At 70.5% G+C, this 17,142-nt stretch carries 18 protein-coding genes; 14 read left to right on the top strand and 4 right to left on the bottom strand.

Translation table 11 applies throughout. The annotated features are described in order from the left end of the window. Positions 1-60 precede the first annotated feature (60 nt). Positions 61-453: a glutaredoxin family protein gene (locus RAN53_RS02465; protein WP_305795238.1), complete on the bottom strand. Its 393-nt coding sequence runs from the start codon at positions 451-453 to the stop codon at positions 61-63. A gap of 113 nt (positions 454-566) precedes the next feature. Further along, entirely contained in the window at positions 567-1,703 is a 1,137-nt protein-coding gene (locus RAN53_RS02460) for a ChaN family lipoprotein (RefSeq protein WP_305795237.1), read from the bottom strand. Positions 1,704-1,877: 174 nt separating this feature from the next. On the opposite strand from RAN53_RS02460, the gene RAN53_RS02455 reads away from it, so the two are divergent. From RAN53_RS02455 to RAN53_RS02435, 5 genes are all read left to right on the top strand, one after another. Continuing rightward, positions 1,878-2,234, top strand: coding sequence for a hypothetical protein (locus RAN53_RS02455; RefSeq protein ID WP_305795236.1), 357 nt, complete (start codon positions 1,878-1,880; stop codon positions 2,232-2,234). Positions 2,235-2,371: 137 nt separating this feature from the next. Continuing rightward, entirely contained in the window at positions 2,372-3,361 is a 990-nt protein-coding gene (locus RAN53_RS02450) for a metal ABC transporter solute-binding protein, Zn/Mn family (protein ID WP_305795235.1), read from the top strand. 3 nt (positions 3,362-3,364) lie between these two features. Beyond that, complete coding sequence (locus RAN53_RS02445) at positions 3,365-4,174, top strand: metal ABC transporter ATP-binding protein (RefSeq protein ID WP_305795234.1); 810 nt, start codon at positions 3,365-3,367, stop codon at positions 4,172-4,174. Beyond that, entirely contained in the window at positions 4,171-5,382 is a 1,212-nt protein-coding gene (locus tag RAN53_RS02440; RefSeq protein WP_305795233.1) for a metal ABC transporter permease, read from the top strand. The genes RAN53_RS02445 and RAN53_RS02440 overlap by 4 nt, the downstream gene beginning before the upstream one ends. After that, positions 5,379-6,302 carry a metal ABC transporter permease gene (locus RAN53_RS02435; RefSeq protein ID WP_305795232.1) on the top strand — a complete coding sequence of 308 codons (924 nt, stop codon included), beginning with the start codon at positions 5,379-5,381 and terminating at the stop codon, positions 6,300-6,302. Before RAN53_RS02440 ends, RAN53_RS02435 begins: the two co-directional genes overlap by 4 nt. Before the next feature lie 22 nt (positions 6,303-6,324). Here RAN53_RS02435 and RAN53_RS02430 read toward each other — a convergent pair whose 3' ends face one another. Continuing rightward, positions 6,325-6,747 (bottom strand): RidA family protein, encoded by a 423-nt coding sequence (locus RAN53_RS02430; RefSeq protein ID WP_305795231.1) that lies wholly within the window; start codon positions 6,745-6,747, stop codon positions 6,325-6,327. A 222-nt stretch (positions 6,748-6,969) separates the two neighbouring features. Here RAN53_RS02430 and RAN53_RS02425 point away from each other — a divergent pair, with 222 nt between their 5' ends. From RAN53_RS02425 to RAN53_RS02395, 7 genes are all read left to right on the top strand, one after another. Further along, complete coding sequence (locus RAN53_RS02425; protein WP_305795230.1) at positions 6,970-8,199, top strand: RNA polymerase sigma factor; 1,230 nt, start codon at positions 6,970-6,972, stop codon at positions 8,197-8,199. Between the two features lie 75 nt (positions 8,200-8,274). After that, a complete protein-coding gene (locus tag RAN53_RS02420) occupies positions 8,275-9,114 on the top strand; it encodes a YciI family protein (RefSeq protein ID WP_305795229.1) in 840 nt (279 codons plus the stop codon). Next, a complete protein-coding gene (locus RAN53_RS02415) occupies positions 9,111-9,485 on the top strand; it encodes a YciI family protein (RefSeq protein WP_305795228.1) in 375 nt (124 codons plus the stop codon). The genes RAN53_RS02420 and RAN53_RS02415 overlap by 4 nt, the downstream gene beginning before the upstream one ends. Further along, positions 9,482-9,835, top strand: a complete 354-nt coding sequence (locus RAN53_RS02410; protein WP_305795227.1) for a DUF1428 domain-containing protein — start codon at positions 9,482-9,484, stop codon at positions 9,833-9,835. Before RAN53_RS02415 ends, RAN53_RS02410 begins: the two co-directional genes overlap by 4 nt. A 114-nt stretch (positions 9,836-9,949) precedes the next feature. Beyond that, positions 9,950-10,396 carry a PaaI family thioesterase gene (locus RAN53_RS02405; RefSeq protein WP_305795226.1) on the top strand — a complete coding sequence of 149 codons (447 nt, stop codon included), beginning with the start codon at positions 9,950-9,952 and terminating at the stop codon, positions 10,394-10,396. 14 nt (positions 10,397-10,410) lie between these two features. Next, a complete protein-coding gene (locus RAN53_RS02400) occupies positions 10,411-12,054 on the top strand; it encodes an MBL fold metallo-hydrolase (RefSeq protein ID WP_305795225.1) in 1,644 nt (547 codons plus the stop codon). A gap of 153 nt (positions 12,055-12,207) precedes the next feature. Beyond that, a complete protein-coding gene (locus RAN53_RS02395) occupies positions 12,208-13,881 on the top strand; it encodes a mechanosensitive ion channel family protein (RefSeq protein ID WP_305795224.1) in 1,674 nt (557 codons plus the stop codon). Positions 13,882-13,933: 52 nt separating this feature from the next. Here RAN53_RS02395 and RAN53_RS02390 read toward each other — a convergent pair whose 3' ends face one another. Beyond that, the gene (locus RAN53_RS02390) at positions 13,934-14,839 is read right to left on the bottom strand and encodes a cation diffusion facilitator family transporter (RefSeq protein ID WP_305795223.1); all 906 of its coding nucleotides are present in this window, start codon (positions 14,837-14,839) and stop codon (positions 13,934-13,936) included. Positions 14,840-15,038: 199 nt separating this feature from the next. Here RAN53_RS02390 and RAN53_RS02385 point away from each other — a divergent pair, with 199 nt between their 5' ends. Together RAN53_RS02385 and RAN53_RS02380 are read left to right on the top strand one after the other, a co-directional pair. Beyond that, entirely contained in the window at positions 15,039-16,607 is a 1,569-nt protein-coding gene (locus RAN53_RS02385; RefSeq protein WP_305795222.1) for a glutamate synthase-related protein, read from the top strand. Further along, on the top strand, positions 16,604-17,131 hold the full coding sequence (locus RAN53_RS02380) for a GNAT family N-acetyltransferase (RefSeq protein ID WP_305795221.1): 528 nt from the start codon (positions 16,604-16,606) through the stop codon (positions 17,129-17,131). Before RAN53_RS02385 ends, RAN53_RS02380 begins: the two co-directional genes overlap by 4 nt. Positions 17,132-17,142 lie beyond the last annotated feature (11 nt).

Here is a 17,142-nt window from a genome sequence, read left to right as displayed (position 1 = left end):
CCGGCAAGGCCAGCCGGCCGGTGGAGGGGCCGTCGAAGGGCTGCTGAAGAGGAGGGCGCCTCAGGCCACGGCGAAGCGCCGTTGCAGCCAGGCGTTGATGTCGTCGGATTCGTAGAGCCACTCGATCTCGCCGTCGGCGTGGGCGATGCGCAGGCAGGGGACCTTGACGCGTCCGCCGCCCTCGGCCAGCTCGCGGCGATGATCCGGGTCGAGCCGGGTGTCGCGGGTCTCGATGGGCAGACCCAGGCGGGCGATCTCCTTGCGCACCTTGACGCAGAAGGGACAGCTGCGGAACTGGTAGAGGGCGAGGTCTTCACAGGCGCGGTCGACCTCGGCCTGGGCCTCCGGGGAGCGCTCCAGGGCCTTGGGAGTCGAGAGTTTCTCGGCGATCAGCACGACCGGTGCGAGCAGCAGGCGCAGGCCGCGGAAGAAGAGGCGGATCAGGGGGCGCATGGCGTCTAGGCATCCTCGTTGGTTCGCAGGGGGCGGCCATGATGCCACGCCCCCCGACGAGCGGCCACCCGAGCTATCGCACGTGCCGGCCATCCGGGGACAGTCCCTTCTCGCTAGGGAGCCTCGCCGGGGAAGCGGGCGAGGAGCTCGCGGATCTCACCGTCGCGAACGACCTCCAGCGGCAGCAGGGTGCCGGGCGCCTGGCGGCGTACCAGGTCGATCAGCTCGCCGGGGGAGCCCAGCGGCCTGCCGGCGGCGGCACTGATGATGTCATCCTCGTGCAGGCCACTCGCCTGGGCCACGCTGTCGGGCTCGACCCGGGCCACCCGCACCCCCGCCGGGTCCGGAACGATCATCACCCCCAGGCGCATGGGGCTCGCCGGCTCGTGGCGCGCCTCGTCGCCCAGGCCGAACAGGGCGTCGGCGATCGCCGCGGGGGGCGGGCACTCCTGGTCTGGCGACCAGGCCAGCAGCGTGCGCTGCGCCGTGATACCCAGGGCATCGAGCTGGTGGGGAACGCCATGGCCGTGGCGCACATGGCCCTCGCCCATCAGTCCGACCACCAGCGGCGAGTGCTCGCTGGCATCGGCCAGTCCCTCGGCCATGGCGCGGTCCCACACCAGCTGGGCATCGATGAAGCGCTCGAATCCTCCGGGGACCGCGGTTTCGCTGGGGTGCTCGGCGTAGGTCTCGGTGAGCAGGGTGCGGTACTCGGGCGAGGCCGGCGCCGGCGCCGTCAGGCCGTGGCGCTCTGCCGCCGGCACCTCCTCCCAGCCCTCCGTGGCCAGACGCCGGCGCAACTCGGGGGTGACGTTCAGCGCCACCAGTGGAACGCGGTGCATGCGTGCGAAGTGCAGGATCGGCAGGTAGAGGTCGGGGTCGTAGCCCCAGGCGTCGTGCCAGTCGCTGGACTCGAGGAAGGCCGTCTCGTCCAGCTCGCCGGCCACCCAGGCATCCAGCGCCGGCTGGGCCTCCCGCGGCAGCATCTCCAGGCCGATCGCCAGGTTCGGCTGATGGCCGTGCAGCGCCGCCAGGGTATGCAGTTGCCAGCGATGGTGGGCCAGGCGCTCATGCTGCTCACCGAGCAGCACGACCCGCTGCTCGGCGAGTTCGCGCAGAAGCGCGTCCGGGGCCACCGCCTCGCCCTGGCGCCGCCACTCGCCGGCGGCGGGGCACTCATCGGCCAGGGCGACGGTCTGGCCGCACAGCAGCGCGGCGAGGAGAAGGGCGGCGTGGTGGCGGCGTGGCATGGCGGTTCCCGGCGATGAGTGGCGATTCGCTACCATAGCGCAGACCGCAGGGGGCCGCGATCCATGAGCAGGCGCGGCGCGGGACGGGGAGACCGGCCAATGGCTGCCGGGGCATCTAGACTGTCAGGGTGGCGCCATGCCACCGGCTACCCTGACACCTTCACGAGGTCCTCGATGACGCATCGCTTGCCGGCGCTCTCTCTGTTTCTGCTGTTGCCCTTGGTGTCCTGGCTCGCCGGCTGCGGCGGCGAGCCGGGCCTGGCCGAGGTGCCCCTGCCGGTGCTGGCCGCCGAGCCGGCCACCCACGACGGCAGCCGAGTGGCCACCCAGGGAGTGGTGCGCCGCTTCGAGGAGCCACTGCACTACTGGATCGAGGACGAGGACCTGCATCGGGTGGAGATCTTCCCCCACGACGAGATCGCCCCGCATCTGGGGGAAGCGGTGCGGGTCGAGGGGCGCTTCGCCTTCTCGCCCGACGAGGGGCGACGCCTGACCCTTGAACGCGTCACGCGCCTGGCGGAGCGAGACTGACCGCCGCCACTGTCAGAGAGGACAGCCATGCCAGGGAAAATGCGCGAGGCTATCGGGGAGATCGACAAGTGGCCATTAGCAAAGTCCCTCCGGCGCGGTACCCTAGGGGGCAATCGAGCCCACCCGAGGAGAACCCCTTGCCTAGTCCCCGTTCGCTGTCGATCCCGATCGCCGCTCTGTGCGCGCTGCTCTCCTGGGGACAGGCCGTCGCCGAAGAGGCGTCGACACTGCGCCTGGTCGCCACCACCGGCATGATTGCCGATATCGTCCGGGAGGTGGGCGGCGATCGGGTCGAGGTGCAGGGGCTGATGGGGCCGGGCGTCGACCCGCACCTCTACCGCCAGACGCGCAGCGATGTGGTCGCCATGACCCGCGCCGATGCCGTGTTCTGGAACGGCCTGAACCTCGAGGTGCAGCTGGCCGAGCTGCTCGAGCGCCTGGGTCGGCGGAGCCCGGTATTTGCCGTGGCCGAGACGGTGCCACGGGAGGCGCTGTTGGCCGATGAGGCCTACCCCGACCAGCCCGACCCCCATGTGTGGATGGACCCCGGGCGTTGGCGCCACTCTGTCATCGCCGTGCGCGATGCGCTGGTCGAGTTGGATCCCGATGGTGTCGCCGCCTTCGAGGCCGGTGCCGAGGCGTATCTGGAGGAGCTCGAGGGGCTTGACGCCTATGCCCGCGAGGTCCTCGCCAGCATTCCCGAGGAATCCCGCGTGCTGGTTACCGCCCACGACGCCTTCGGTTACTTCGGCGACGCCTACGGGCTGGAGGTGCTGGGCATCCAGGGCTTCTCCACCGAGAGCGAGGCAGGGCTTTCGCGTATCGAGACCCTGGTCGACCTGCTGGTGGAGCGCGAGATCGGCGCCATCTTCGTCGAGACCTCGGTGTCGGAGCGCAGCATCCGGGCGCTGATCGAGGGCGCCGCCGCCGTGGGCCACGAGGTGCGCATCGGTGGCGAGCTGTTCTCCGACGCCATGGGCCCCGAGGGCAGCTACGAGGGCAGCTGGCTGGGCATGCTAGATCACAACGTCACCACCATCGCCCGGGCACTGGACGGCGACGCCCCGGTGGCCGGCTGGCAGGGCCGCCTGGCCAAGGCCGACCCAGGCTCTGCCGAGGAGGAGTAACCCATGCCCGATTCACGACTCGGCAAGGCGGTGATCGCCAGCCCCCTGGCGATCCAGGGGCTCACCGTCAGCTATGACCACCGTCCGGTGGTGCACTCGGTAGACTTCATCACGCCGCCGGGCAGCATGAGTGCCATCATCGGCCCCAATGGCGCCGGCAAGTCGACCCTGCTCAAGGCGGCGTTGGGCATCACCCGGCGCCTCTCCGGCGAGGTGCGGGTCTTCGGCCGTCCCCTCGAGCAGGAGATGCGCCATCTGGCCTTCGTGCCCCAGCGCTCTAGCATCGACTGGGACTTTCCGGCCCGGGTCATCGACGTGGTGGGCATGGGGCTCTACCGCGACCTGCGCTGGTGGCAGTTCGGTGCCCGGCGGCTGCGCCGGCGAGCCATGGAGAGCCTGGCCCGGGTCGGCATGGAGGGGTTCGCCGAACGTCAGATCGGCCAGCTCTCCGGAGGCCAGCAGCAACGGGTATTCCTGGCCAGGGCGCTGGTCCAGGAGGCCGACATCACGATCCTCGACGAGCCCTTCGCCGGGGTCGATGCCGCCACCGAGGCGGCGATCATCGAGGTCCTCAAGTCGCTGCGCGACGAGGGGCGGACCCTGCTCTGCGTGCACCACGACCTGGCCACGGTGCGTGACTATTTCGATCATGTGCTGCTCATGAATGTGCGGCGCATCGCCGCCGGCCCCGTGGACGAGGCCTTCACCGAGGAAAACCTGCAGGCCACCTATGGCGGTCGGTTAAGCCCCGTGCAGCTGGCACGGCTCATCGAGTCGCCGATAGAAGTGCGCAAGGAAGAGGCGGGGCAATGATGATGGAAACCTGGTGGCGGGCGCTTACCTTCACCCTGGGCTACAACACCAGTCTGGTGACGGTGGGCGCCATGCTGCTGGCCGCCGCCGCCGGCATGGTGGGCAGCTTCGTGCTGCTGCGCAAGCGTGCCCTGGTCAGCGATGCCATCAGCCACTCCACCCTGCCGGGGCTGGCGCTGGCCTTCCTGGTCATGGGCGTGTGGCAGGGCGATGGCCGGGTGCTGCCGGCGCTGCTGGCCGGCGCCGCGGCCAGTGCCGCCCTGGGCCTGTGGCTGGTGCAGCGGATCAGCGAGCGCACCCGGCTGGGGGAGGACGCCGCCATCGGCGCCGTGCTCTCCACCTTTTTCGCCTTCGGTGTGGTGCTGATCACCGTGATCCAGACCCTCTCGGTGCGCGGCCAGTCTGGGCTGACCGGCTATCTGGTGGGTGCCACCGCCGGCATGCTCTACTCCGAGGCGTTGCTGATTGCCGCCTGTGCCGTAGGCCTGCTGCTGGCGCTGCTGGTGTGGCGCCGAGACCTGCTGCTGCTGTGCTTCGACGCGGACTTCGCCCGCACCCAGGGCCTGGATACCGGCAGGCTCGACCTGCTGCTGCTCCTCCTCCTGATGGCGGTAGTGGTGATCGGGCTCAAGGTCACCGGGCTGATCCTGGTGGTGGCGCTGACCATCATCCCGCCGGTGGCGGCACGCTTCTGGACCGACCAGCCCATGCGCATGATGGCACTGGCCGCGCTGCTCGGGGCGTTGTCGGGGTATCTCGGCGTATCACTATCCAGCGTGCGCGAGGGGCTGCCCACCGGGCCGCTGATCGTGCTCGCCGCCTTCTCCCTGTTCCTGGTCTCCTTCCTGTTCTCGCCGCGTCGCGGTGTGCTGGCTTCCCTGCTCGCCTATCGTCGCCTGCGCCGCCGGGTGCATCTTCGCCAAGGGTTGCTCGCCCTGGGGCGCGACGAGCCGATCTTCGATGGCCTGACCCTCAAGCTGCTGCAGCGGCGCGGCCATGTGCGTCGCGATGGGGTGGCTACCCCGGCGGGCCAGGCGGCGGCGCGAGACGCCGAGCATGAGGAGCGCCTCTGGGCGCTCTATCGCCGGCGCTACCCGGATGATGCACTGCACCGCGAGCACGCCGGCCTGACGCCCATCGGCCAGGTGCTCTCGGCGGACGCCATCATGGCCCTGGAGGCGGAGCTGCCGCCGGAGGAGGCGCGATGAGCGAGTTCATGATGTTCAGCCTGGTGCCGCTGACGATCGCCATCATCATCTCGATGACCTGTGCGCTGCTCGGCAACTTCCTGGTGCTGCGTCGCCAGAGCCTGATCGGCGATGCCATCAGCCATGTGGCGCTGCCCGGCATCGTGGTCAGCTTCCTGATCACCGGCAGCCTGGCCTCGCTGGCCATGATGCTGGGCGCCGGGGTGGCCGCCCTGGTGACGGTGGTGCTGATCGAGCTGATACGCCGCCTGGGCCGGGTGGAGGGCAGCGCCGCCATGGGCGTGGTGTTCACCAGCCTGTTCGCCCTGGGCGTGCTGCTGCTGGAGTGGCACGGCGCCGGCGGGGTGCACCTGGACGTCGAACACGCCCTGTACGGCAACCTGGAGAGCCTGATCTGGTTCGAGGGCACCGGCCTCGCCGCGCTGTTCGACCCGGTAGCCCTGGCCGACCTGCCGCCCCAGCTGGGCCGGGCCGCCTGGGTAGGGCTGCTGGTGGTGGCCTTCGTGGTGGTGATGCGCCGCCCGCTGGTACTGGCCAGTTTCGATCCCGACTTCGCCGCCAGCCTGCAGGCCCGCCCGGCATTGGTCGACCTGCTGCTGGTGACCCTGGTGGCGGTGGCGGCCATCGCCGCCTTCGAGGCGGTGGGGTCGATCATCGTCATCGCCATGTTCATCTGCCCGGCGGCCGCCGCAAGGCTGATGACCAACCGCCTCGGTGCCCAGATCGCCTGGAGCCAGGGCTTCGCGGTGGCGGCGGCGGTGGCCGGCTACCTGCTGGCCGGCGAGGCGCCACGCTGGCTCGGCTTCGAGGCCTCGCTCAGCGCCGCCGGCATGATCGCCACCGTCGCCGGGATCATCCTGCTCGCCGCCTGCCTGTTCGGCCCCTGTCGCGCACGCAGCGGCTCGGCGCAGCGCGGCTGACCACGCCGGGCTTCCTGGGACGTCAGTCGGCGTCCGCCACGCTGCCCGGCGCCTGGCTGCCGGCCGGGCGGCGCGCCATCACGGTGATCTCGACGTGGGCGCCGCCGTAGAGTCGGGGTGACACGGTGCAGGTGCGCGCCGGGTAGCGGTGGGCATCGAAGAACTCGGCGTAGGCGGCATCCATCTCACGAATCAGGTCGAGGTCGGTGATATGCACGTCGACCCGCACCACGTCCGCCATGTCGCAGCCGGCGGAAACCAGCATGCGCTGGATCCGCCGCATCACCAGCCGAGTCTCCTCGGCCATGTTGCCGAGCACGGTCTCGCCGCCCTGGATATCCTCGGCGCTCAGCCCCGACAGAAAGACGTAGTCGTCGTCGATCACCATATGGCTGCCCGGGAACAGCAGGCCGGGGAGGGTGGGGTCGTTGCGGTATTGAGGCATGGTGGCGCACTCCGAGCGGGTGGATCGGCATCTGGTCAAGCGTCGTCCAGACGCACACGGATTTCCATCTCCGTGCGTTTCCATGCCAGGCTTCCAGCCCGGTGGGATGCTCCTGCTCATCGACGATGAAGCCCCCGCTGACCTCGTGCCGTTCCCCCTACGGCGTTCTCGCGCCTGGCGGCTAAGCTTGCAGTGAGCATCCCGGCCGAGCCAACTCCCGTCATGAACCATGCTGCCGTCATCGAAGTGATCTACCGCCAGCACTCGCGGCGGGTGCTGGCGACCCTGATTCGCCTGCTCGGCGACTTCGAGTTGGCGGAGGAGGCGCTCCAGGAGGCCTTCATGGCCGCCGTACAGCAGTGGCCGGCGCAGGGGGTGCCGGAGCATCCCGCCGCCTGGCTGATCCGCACCGGCCAGCGGCGCGGCATCGACCAGATTCGCCGCCGCCAGACGTCCCGCCAGCATGCACATCTGGTGGCGCCCGATGAGCCGGCGGCGAGCCTCGACGAGCGCAGCATCCAGCATGACCCGCTGAGGCTACTCTTCACCTGCTGTCATCCCGGCCTGGCCCTGGACGAGCGGGTGGCCCTGACCCTGCGCGAGATGTGCGGGCTGACCACCGAGCAGGTGGCCAGGGCGCTGCTGCAACGGCCCGCCACCCTGGCCCAGCGCATCGTGCGGGCCAAGCGCCGGATTCGCGATGCCGGCATTCCCTACGAGGTGCCGGATGCCAGGGAGCTGCCGGGGCGACTGCCCGATGTCCTGCGGGTGATCTACCTGGTGTACAACGAGGGCTACTCGCAGAGTGCCGGCGATGCCCTGGTCGACGTCAGCCTCTCGGCCGAGGCCATGGAGCTGGCGGACGCGCTGGCCCGGCTGCTGCCGGAGGGGGAGGTGTACGGCCTGCTGGCGCTGATGTGGCTGCACGACGCTCGGCGCGTGGCCCGCCAGGGCCCGGACGGGGAGCTGGTCCCCCTGGAGGAGCAGGACCGTGGCCGCTGGGACCGGCGGCGTATCCGCGATGGCATGGTGCATCTCGGCCAGGCACTGGCGCTGACGCCCACCGGCCCCTACACGCTGCAGGCCTCGATCGCCGCCGAGCATGTCCGCGCGTCCCGCGCCGAGGCGACCGACTGGGGACGGATCGTGATGCTCTACGAGGCGCTCTATCGCCAGCAGCCCTCGCCGGTGATCGCCCTCAACCGGGCGGCGGCGGTGGCCATGCGTGACGGCCCGGAGGCCGGCCTGCGCCTGCTGGAGGCGCTGGAGGCCCACAAGGCGATCGTCAACTACCACCTCTTCCATGCCGCCCGGGCCGACCTGCATCGCCGTGCCGGCCACCCTCGGCAGGCCCGGCTCGCCTATGAGTGGGCCCTGGCGCTGACCGCCCAGGAGCCGGAGCGCCGCTTCCTGCGGCGCCGGCTGGCCGAACTGGCCTCCGCGTCGCAATAAAAAACGCGCGGCGATGTCGATCCGCACTGCCGTCGCACGACTCAGGGAGGCAACCAGCCAATGGAGGTGGAACTCATGCGCTACATGCTGATGCGCAAGGCCGACCCGGCCACCGAGGCCGGCGAGCTGCCCGGCCAGGGCGTGCTCGAGGCCATGGCCGACTACAACAACCGGATGCTCGAGGCCGGGGTCTTCGTCACCGGCGACGGCCTGCGACCCAGCAGCGAAGGCTGCCGGATCGAGCGTCGCAACGGGCAGGTGCGGGTCACCCACGGTCCCTTCGCCGAGACCGGGGAGCTGCTCGCCGGCTACAGCGTGCTGGAGGCGGACTCGCTGGAGGCCGCCATCGAATGGGCCAGGCAGTGGCCCGCCGAAGACGGCGACGTCACCCTGGAGCTGCGCCGCTACTTCGCCCTGGAGGACTTCGAGCCCGGCCCCGGCCTGGACAAGCACCGCGCCATGGCGCGCCTGCCCAGCGAGCTCAACGTACACCTGTGCTTTCCCGGCAACTGCCGCGAGGCCATGACCTGCTACGCCGAGGTCATCGGCGGTCGGCTGGAGGCGCTGATCACCTGCGGCGAGACGCCGGCCGCCCGGGACACCCCGCCCGAGCGCCACGACCGGATCATCCATGCATCACTCAACGTCCGTGGCCGCCGCCTGATGGGCGCGGACATGGCCGGCGACTGCTACCAGGCGCCGCAGGTCGCCCAGGTGCACCTCGACTACGAGACCCTCGACCGGGCCGAGGCGGTGTTCAGCCGGCTGGCCGAGGGTGGTGAGGTCACCATGCCCTTCGGCGCCACCTTCTGGGCACAGGGGTTCGGCATGCTCACCGACCGCTTCGGCGTGCCCTGGATGATCGGCTGCCAGACCGGCCAATGCCTTATGAGCGAGGAGGAGAGCCAACCATGAAATACGCCGCACTGGTCTACTACCAGGAGCGCCTCATCCAGGCCATGAACGAGCAGGAGTGGCACGACCTCAACCAGGAGTGCCTGGCCGGGGTGGAGCGCCTGACCGACCAGGGGCACTTCCTGGCCGGCCAGGCCCTGCAGCCGGTGGAGCGCGCCGCCAGCGTGCGGGTGCGCGATGGCGAGGTGCTGATCTCTGACGGCCCCTTTGCCGAGACCAAGGAGCAGCTGGCCGGCTTCTACCTGCTGGACGCCCGCGACCTCAACGAGGCCGTGCAGCTCGCCAGCCGCATTCCCCCCGCCCGGTTCGGCACCATCGAGGTGCGCCCGGTGCGGGAACTTCCCCCAAGAGATACGGGAGACCCCTCATGACCTATGTCGATGGATTCGTAGCCGCGGTGCCCACCGCCAACCGCGAGAGATACATCCGGCACGCCCGCGACGCCGCCGTGGTGTTCAAGGAACACGGCGCCCTCACCATGGTGGAGTGCTGGGGAGACGACGTGCCGGAGGGGAAGGTCACTTCCTTCCCCATGGCGGTGAAGTGCCAGCCGGACGAGACCGTAATCTTCTCCTGGATCACCTGGCCCTCCCGTGAGGTGCGCGACCGGGGGATGGCCAAGGTCATGGAGGACCCGCGCCTACAGCCCGAGGCGAACCCCATGCCCTTCGATGGCAAGCGGCTGATCTATGGCGGTTTCGAGGTGGTGGTGGACGAATAGCGTCGGGCGCCTGGCAGGGGGCTGACAGGCCGGCCCCCTGCCATCGACCAATGGGCCGGGCGTGCCTGTTGTGATACTGCTGGAAGTTTAGCCATTGACCACAAGGACCCCGTGATGCCCCAGGCCCCCGACTTCCCGCCGGCCAACCCCGATTATCGCACCGAGGTGGAGCGTATCCTCCAGGCGGCGCCCTTCATCCGCGCGCTGGGTGTCGAGGCCCAGGAGATCGCCCCGGGCCAGTGCGTGACGCGCCTGGCGGTGCGCGAGGAGCACCAGCAGCAGGATGGCTTCGTGCATGCCGGCGTGCTGGCCACCATCGCCGACCACACCGCCGGCGCCGCAGGAGCCACGCTGCTCCCGGCGGGCGCGATCGTGCTCACCGCCGAGTTCAAGATCAACCTGCTGCGCTCGGCCCGGGGGCGTGAACTGCGCTGCGTGGGCCGGGTGCTCAAGCCCGGGCGCACCCTGATCGTCGCCGAGTCCGAGGTCTACGCCGGCGAGGGGAGCGCCAGCCTAGTGGCCAAGGCCACGGTGACCCTGGCCGTGGTCACGCCGCGGTGACGGTGGTGGAACCCATGACCGAGATCCGTCCCGCCGCGACCCTCGCCCTGGTGCGCGACAGCGACCGGGGGCTGGAGGTCCTGCTGCTTCAGCGCACCTGGCAGGCGGCCTTCCTGCCCGGCTACTTCGTCTTTCCCGGCGGGGCCGTGGACCGCCAGGACCCGGACGTGCGGTCCTTCACCTCCGGCCGCGGGGATGCCGCGATCAGCCAGACCCTGAGCCTCGATGAGGGCGGGGCCGACTACATGATCGCGGCACTGCGCGAATGCCTCGAGGAGGCGGGCCTGCTACTGGCCGTGGACGGCCGAGGCCGCCTGCCGACGGGCGACCATCCGGTGCTGAACGAGGGGCGCGCGGCGCTGCGTCGCGAGGCGACGAGTTTCCGGGCGCTGTGCGAGCAGCACGGCCTCGGCCTGCCGCTGGACCGGCTGGCCTACCTGGGCCACTGGGTCACGCCCCGGGGCGCGCCGCGGCGCTTCGACACGCGCTTCTTCGTGGCCCTGGCGCCACCGGGCCAGCAGGCGGCCCACGACGGCAGTGAGACCATCGACCACGCCTGGCTGAGCCCCGCCGAGGCCCTGGCCGCGCATCGCCAGGGGCGAATGGCGCTGGGCTATCCCACCCTGCGTACCCTGCGCCTGATCGCCGACTTTGCGACCCCCGAGGCGCTGCTGCGTTATGCCCATGCCAATCCGCCGGTGTCGCGTCCCGGCCGTCCCTGGCCGGCCCGCAAGGGCGGCGCCGCCTGGCAGGTGGAGCCCGATTCCCCGGCCTATGCGGAGGTGAGCCGCCTGGACCCGCATCGCCAGGGCACGGCCAGCGCCGCTATCGTGCCGGGCCAGGCGGTGGAGCTGGCGCCGGGGGTGACTCGGGTCACCGCGCCCAACCCCGGGGCGATGACCGGCCCAGGCACCAACAGCTACCTGCTGGGTGACGGCCATGATCACCTGGTGATCGATCCGGGCCCCGCGGATCCGGCCCACCTGGAGCGGCTGCTGGCGCTGGCCGGCGGACGCATCTCCCGGGTGCTGGTGACCCACACCCATATCGACCACTCGCCGGGGGCGGCCTGGCTCAAGGCGCGCACCGGCGCCAGGCTGGTGGGCCTGCCGCCGCCGCCCGGGGCCAGCCAGGACGCCGGCTTCATGCCCGATCAGCGGCCGGACCACGGCGAGCGCCTCGCAACGCCCGCCGGCCCGCTCAAGGTGCTGCATACCCCGGGGCACGCCTCCAACCACCTCTGTTACCTGCTGGAGCCCGCGCGGCTGCTGTTCGCCGGCGACCAGGTGATGCAGGGTTCCACGGTGGTGATCAACCCGCCGGACGGCGACATGGCCGCCTACCTGGCCGCGCTGCACGCCCTGGGCGAGGAACCCTTCGATACCATCGCCCCCGGCCACGGTTTCCTGATCGGTGAGGCCCACGCCGCCATCGACTTCCTGGTCACCCATCGCCTGGCCCGGGAGCACAAGGTGCGCCTGGCGCTGGCGCGACACGGTCCTGCCAGCCTGGAGACGCTGACGCAGCATGCCTACGATGATGTGCCCGAGGCACGTCGGGCACTGGCCGCACGTTCGGCGCTGGCGCATCTGCTCAAGCTGGAGGTGGAGGGGAGGGCGCGGCAGCGTGACGCCCTCTGGGAGGTCGTGGAGGGCTGACGTCGTTGGCTGGCCTGCGCCTGTGCCGGTGCTGAGATGGCGGTGCAGGGGGCAGAGGGCCAGGGTGGACGTCGCGGCGGCCATGGGGTGTACTGCCATGGGGCCCGGTCCGGGATGATCGGGTGGCGGACGTCCTGGCTGGGAGTCATCGACATGACACGCTTTCTCACGTGGTGCCTGCTCCTCCTTCTGCTCATGGCCGGCTCCGCAGTGGCGCAGTCCTCCGAGGGAGAGGAGAGCCGCTGGTTCACTCTCGATGCACTCAACAGCGGGCTCGGCGAGCCACCCGAGGCGGCGCGGCGCCAGACCCCGCGCGAGGCGCTGCGCAGCTTCCTGACGCTGACCCGGGAGGGCGACTTCGCGGCGGCGGCCCATCTGCTCAACCTCACCGAGCTGCCGCCCGAGGAGCAGGCGGCGCGGGGCGACGAGCTGGCGCGTCAGCTCGCCTCGGTGCTGCAGCGGGGCGACTGGCTCGAGCCCTCGGATCTCCCCAGCCGGCGCGACGCCATGGTCGAGGACCCCTCCGGTCAGCACCCCCTGGCGGGGCAGCCGCGGCGCAACCTGCGTCTCACCTCGCTGGACGCCGAGGGCGAGACCCACGACATCCGCATCGCCCGCTATCGGGTCGGCGAGGACGACCCGGTGTGGCTGATCACCCCCGATACCCTGGCCTTCGTCCCCGTACTCTACGCCACCTACGGTCCCTCCTGGCTCGAGCAGCGCATCCCCGAGCGCTTCCAGCGCCCCCTGGGCCTGCTGCGGCTGTGGGAGTGGCTGGCGATCCCGCTGTTCCTGGTGCTGGTCGGGCTGCTGGGGTGGGCGGTGCATCGCGTCACCGCGACCCTGGCCGGCTGGCTGCCGGCGGGTGGCCTGGCGCAGCGCTTCGTCGCCCAGGTGCCGATGCCGCTCGCCTTCATCGCCATGTCGCTGCTCGCCCAGCTGCTGCTGGACGGCGTGGTCTCCTTCTCCGGGATCGCCACCGCCACCTTCCGCGTCCTGCTGATCGTGATCATGGCCTGGGGCATGGGGCTGGCAGCGCTGCGCCTGGTCGACACCTTCCTGATGGGGATGACCCGGCGGCTGGTGGGGGAGATCGACGATACCCGCCACCGTGACGAGCGCAAGCTGCTCACCTCGCTCTATGCGCTGCGCCGCGGCATCATCCTGGTCACGGTCGCCGCGGTGGCGGTCTACATCCTTGCCCAGATCAACCTGTTCGGCACCCTGGGGCTGTCGCTGCTGGCCTCGGCCAGTGTGCTGACGGTGCTGGTGGGCATCGCCGGACAGGCGGTGCTGGGCAATATCCTCTCCTCCTTCCAGGTGTCGCTGGCCAAGCCGATCCGCATGGGGGACCTGATCGTCTTCGAGGGGCAGTGGTGCTACGTCGAGGGGATCTTCTACACCTTCATCCGGCTGCGTAGCTGGGACGAGCGCCGTCTGATCGTGCCGGTCAAGTACTTCGTCTCCCGGCCCTTCCAGAACCTCTCCGCCAAGGACGCGCGCCTCTATCGCCGGGTAACGTTGACCCTGCACCTGAGCACCGACGTCGAGTGCCTGCGCCGGCGCTTCGTCGAGCTGGCCCGGGAGGAGCCCGACGTGGTCGAACTCGACAAGCTGGAGTGCCACGTGACGGCCCAGCACGAGGCGACCCTCGAGGTCACCTGCTACCTGATGACCCGCGAGCCCATCGGCGGCTGGGGCGCCGAGAACCATCTGCGCGAGCAGCTGCTCGCTTTCATCCGCGACGAGCACCCGGAGTGGTGGCCGCGTGATGTGGTCGCCCTCCAGCGTCGCGACGTCGCCACCGGTGACGCGCCTTCATCGTGATCGCGCAAGAGAAGGCACCGCGGTGGCTTTCCTGTTCTTCCGATGGAGGCCGTCAGGCCCAGCGCTCGTCGGCGGTAAAGGCCACGGTGAACCAGCGGCGCTCGGGGGGCGGGCTTAAGCGTTCGGCGATCTGCTCACGGATCGCGTCCATCACCGCCACCCCCTCGCCCGCGGCGAAGTCCGGGGCAGTGACGATATGGATCTCGATGAAATGGCCGCGTCCCGCCTTGGCCACATGGCTGTAGTAGTGAAGCAACCCCTCACGGGCCATCACCGGGGCCATGGCGGCGTGGACCTCCTCGTCCAGCGCGCTCGGGGCGATCAGGAAGATCTCCTTCACTGCCCGGCGCACGATGCCGATGGGCACCGGCATGAAGCCGGCCGTCAGCACCATCAGCAGCACGGAGTCCACGTAGGGGGTGAGGTGCGCCCAGGCGGTGCCCTGCAGCAGGCGGGCGATGACGAAGGCCACCAGCAGCGCGGTGGTGATCAGTGCCGCCATCAGCCAGCCCTGCATATCGATGCGCACGAACTCGGAGTCCGCGGTGCGATCGATGCGCCGCTGGTAGGCGGTCATGGCGAAGCAGACGATGGCCACCACCACGGCGTAGGCGATGGCCAGGTCGAAGGCGAGCTCGCGACCGCCCTCGCGCAGGTCGAGCAGGGCGGTGAGGAAGGCGTAGAAGCAGAGCAGCATCAGGATGCTGCCATTCAGGGCCGCGACCAGCGGCTCCAGGTGCCAGTAGCCGTGCTGGAAGCGCGTGCTGGCCTCGCGCACGGCGAGCCGTGCCACCAGCAGCGCCAGACCCGACATGGCGGCATCGATGGTCGAGAAGACCCCGTCGAAGAGGATCGACTGGGAGCCGGCCGCCAGGCCCACGCTCACCCCCAGGCTCGAGACCACCAGGGTCATCACGATGGAGAGCTTCAGGGCGCGCTGCTCGAGGGTGGCTTGCATGGCGTGGGCTCGTGGTTCAGTGAACCGCCATGGTAGCGAAGACCCGCCGGGTCGGGAATGGCGCGGCGCCTCGCTGCGCGACACCCCGGCTGCGTTGACGCGGCCCGATAGGCGTCGCTGGCAGCGTCGATGCCCTTCCACCAGACTGGAGCAGGAGACCTTTGCCGCCACGCGGTGGCCTAGCCGACGGGAGGGGACCATGAATCAGCCGATCATCGCCGACAACAAGCCGAAGAAGGTCAGGCTGGAGAAGGGCAAGGAGTACGCCTTCTGCCGCTGCGGCCGCTCGCAGGACCAGCCCTTTTGCGACGGCTCTCACCAGGGCAGCGGCTTCACGCCGAAGATGTTCACCGCCGATAAGGAGGGCGAGGCCTATCTCTGTCGGTGCAAGCAGACCGGCGACGCCCCCTACTGCGACGGCACCCACCAGCAGTTCGACGCCGATCAGGTCGGCCAGGCAGCGCCGGAGCCCGACGAGGGCAAGGGCGACGAGGGCAAGGGCGACGATGGCATGCCGGAGGCGAAGGCCACCGAGGAGGAGCCCACGGTCGAGCTGATCCATCGCCTGGCCCGGGAGGGGCTCGAGGGTGTCGGGCGTCATGGCCCCGTCGACGCCATGGGGGTGCCGCGCCATACGCTGCCGAGCTGGGACGACCTGCAGCTGATGGTGGCGCAGCTGGCCACCCAGCCGTTACTGGATGAGGCCGAGGTGGCCACCCGGCTGGTGGTCGGGCCCGAGGCGAGGAAGCCGCTGACCCTGGAGATGCCGCTGCTGGTCTCCGATATGAGCTTCGGGGCGCTTTCCGAGGAGGCCAAGGTGGCGCTGGCCCGTGGCGCCGAGCGGGCCGGCACCGGCATCTGCTCCGGCGAGGGCGGCATGTTGCCCGAGGAGCAGGCCGAGAACTCCCGCTACTTCTATGAGCTGGCCAGTGCCCGCTTCGGCTATGAGGAGCGCCTGCTCGAGAAGGTGCAGGCGTTCCACTTCAAGGGCGGCCAGGCGGCCAAGACCGGCACCGGTGGTCACCTGCCGGGCAACAAGGTATCGGCCAGGATCGCCGAGGTGCGTGGCCTCGAGGAGGGGCAAGCCGCCGAGTCGCCGGCCACCTTCGAGGACCTGCACACGGTGGACGACTTCCGCCGCTTCGCCGACCGCGTGCGCGAGGTCACCGGCGGCATCCCGGTGGGCTTCAAGCTCAGCGCCAACCATATCGAGCGCGATATCCAGTTCGCCCTCGACGCCGGCGCCGACTACCTGATTCTCGACGGCCGCGGCGGTGGTACCGGGGCGGCGCCGCTGATGTTCCGCGACCATATCAGCGTGCCCACCATCCCCGCCCTGGCCCGGGCACGCCGCTACCTGGACGACGAGGGGGCGAGTGGTCGCGTCACCCTGATCGTCACCGGTGGCCTGCGCCTGCCCATCGACTTCGTCAAGGCGCTGGCGCTGGGTGCCGACGGCGTGGCCATCGCCAACAGCGCCATGCAATCCATCGGCTGCGTGGCGGCGCGCATCTGTCACACCAACAACTGCCCGGCGGGGATCGCCACCCAGCGCGGCGACCTGCGCCAGCGCCTCGACGTCGACAGGTCCGCCGCCCAGCTCGAGCGCTTCCTGCGCGCCTCCACGGGGCTGATGCAGGTGATGGCGAGGGCCTGCGGCCACGCCAGCCTGGCCGGCCTCAACGCCAACGACCTGGCCACCTGGAAGCGCGAGATGGCCTTGCTCAGTGGCGTTCGCTACGCGGGCGTGATGGAGCCGGGGCTGTGAGGGCGCCTTCCGCCGAGGTGACGGCGGCGGCGGAGCGCCAGGTCCCGGGCACGCCGCGGGTGCGTATCGTGCGCCTGGTGCCAGACTCGCCCCATCTGCTGGCCCTGGTGCGCTGGGAGGTTGCCCAGTGGGGACACCTCGCCCCCGACAGGCGCCTCGACCAGGCCCTGGACACCTTCCACGCCCAGTGCGGGGAGGGCGGGAAGCCGTCGGTGTTCGTGGCGCTTTCCGGTGACTCCCCGGTGGGCATGGCCAGCCTGATCGACGACGACATGCACGACCGTCCGGCGCTCAATCCCTGGCTGGCCTCGGTCTATGTGTGCCCCGAATGGCGCGGGCTGGGCATCGCCTCGCGACTGGTTCGCCGCGTGGAACAGGAGGCCAGCGAGCATGGCATCGCCACTCTCCACCTGTTTACCCCGGACCGCCAGGCGCTCTATGGCCGGCTGGGCTGGTGCGCCGTGGAGGTGCGCGACTACCGCGGCGAGCGCGTCACCATCATGCGCCGGGAGCTGACGCGATAGCGCCATCCTGG

Source organism: Halomonas sp. SSL-5, from assembly GCF_030708455.1.
Classification (GTDB): Bacteria; Pseudomonadota; Gammaproteobacteria; order Pseudomonadales; family Halomonadaceae; genus Halomonas.
The sequence above is the reverse complement of the archived record's forward strand: the minus strand, read 5'-3'. Positions and strand labels throughout refer to the sequence as shown.

Bases quoted from the DNA above. Each gene is read 5' to 3' on its own strand.
- RAN53_RS02430 (WP_305795231.1), bottom strand. From the start codon at position 6,747: ATGCCTCAATACCGCAACGACCCCACCCTCCCCGGCCTGCTGTTCCCG.
- RAN53_RS02385 (WP_305795222.1), top strand. From the start codon at position 15,039: ATGAATCAGCCGATCATCGCCGACAACAAGCCGAAGAAGGTCAGGCTG.
- RAN53_RS02445 (WP_305795234.1), top strand. From the start codon at position 3,365: ATGCCCGATTCACGACTCGGCAAGGCGGTGATCGCCAGCCCCCTGGCG.
- RAN53_RS02405 (WP_305795226.1), top strand. From the start codon at position 9,950: ATGCCCCAGGCCCCCGACTTCCCGCCGGCCAACCCCGATTATCGCACC.
- RAN53_RS02425 (WP_305795230.1), top strand. From the start codon at position 6,970: ATGAACCATGCTGCCGTCATCGAAGTGATCTACCGCCAGCACTCGCGG.
- RAN53_RS02415 (WP_305795228.1), top strand. From the start codon at position 9,111: ATGAAATACGCCGCACTGGTCTACTACCAGGAGCGCCTCATCCAGGCC.
- RAN53_RS02455 (WP_305795236.1), top strand. From the start codon at position 1,878: ATGACGCATCGCTTGCCGGCGCTCTCTCTGTTTCTGCTGTTGCCCTTG.
- RAN53_RS02420 (WP_305795229.1), top strand. From the start codon at position 8,275: ATGCGCTACATGCTGATGCGCAAGGCCGACCCGGCCACCGAGGCCGGC.
- RAN53_RS02390 (WP_305795223.1), bottom strand. From the start codon at position 14,839: ATGCAAGCCACCCTCGAGCAGCGCGCCCTGAAGCTCTCCATCGTGATG.
- RAN53_RS02395 (WP_305795224.1), top strand. From the start codon at position 12,208: ATGACACGCTTTCTCACGTGGTGCCTGCTCCTCCTTCTGCTCATGGCC.
- RAN53_RS02465 (WP_305795238.1), bottom strand. From the start codon at position 453: ATGCGCCCCCTGATCCGCCTCTTCTTCCGCGGCCTGCGCCTGCTGCTC.
- RAN53_RS02410 (WP_305795227.1), top strand. From the start codon at position 9,482: ATGACCTATGTCGATGGATTCGTAGCCGCGGTGCCCACCGCCAACCGC.
- RAN53_RS02440 (WP_305795233.1), top strand. From the start codon at position 4,171: ATGATGATGGAAACCTGGTGGCGGGCGCTTACCTTCACCCTGGGCTAC.
- RAN53_RS02400 (WP_305795225.1), top strand. From the start codon at position 10,411: ATGACCGAGATCCGTCCCGCCGCGACCCTCGCCCTGGTGCGCGACAGC.
- RAN53_RS02460 (WP_305795237.1), bottom strand. From the start codon at position 1,703: ATGCCACGCCGCCACCACGCCGCCCTTCTCCTCGCCGCGCTGCTGTGC.
- RAN53_RS02435 (WP_305795232.1), top strand. From the start codon at position 5,379: ATGAGCGAGTTCATGATGTTCAGCCTGGTGCCGCTGACGATCGCCATC.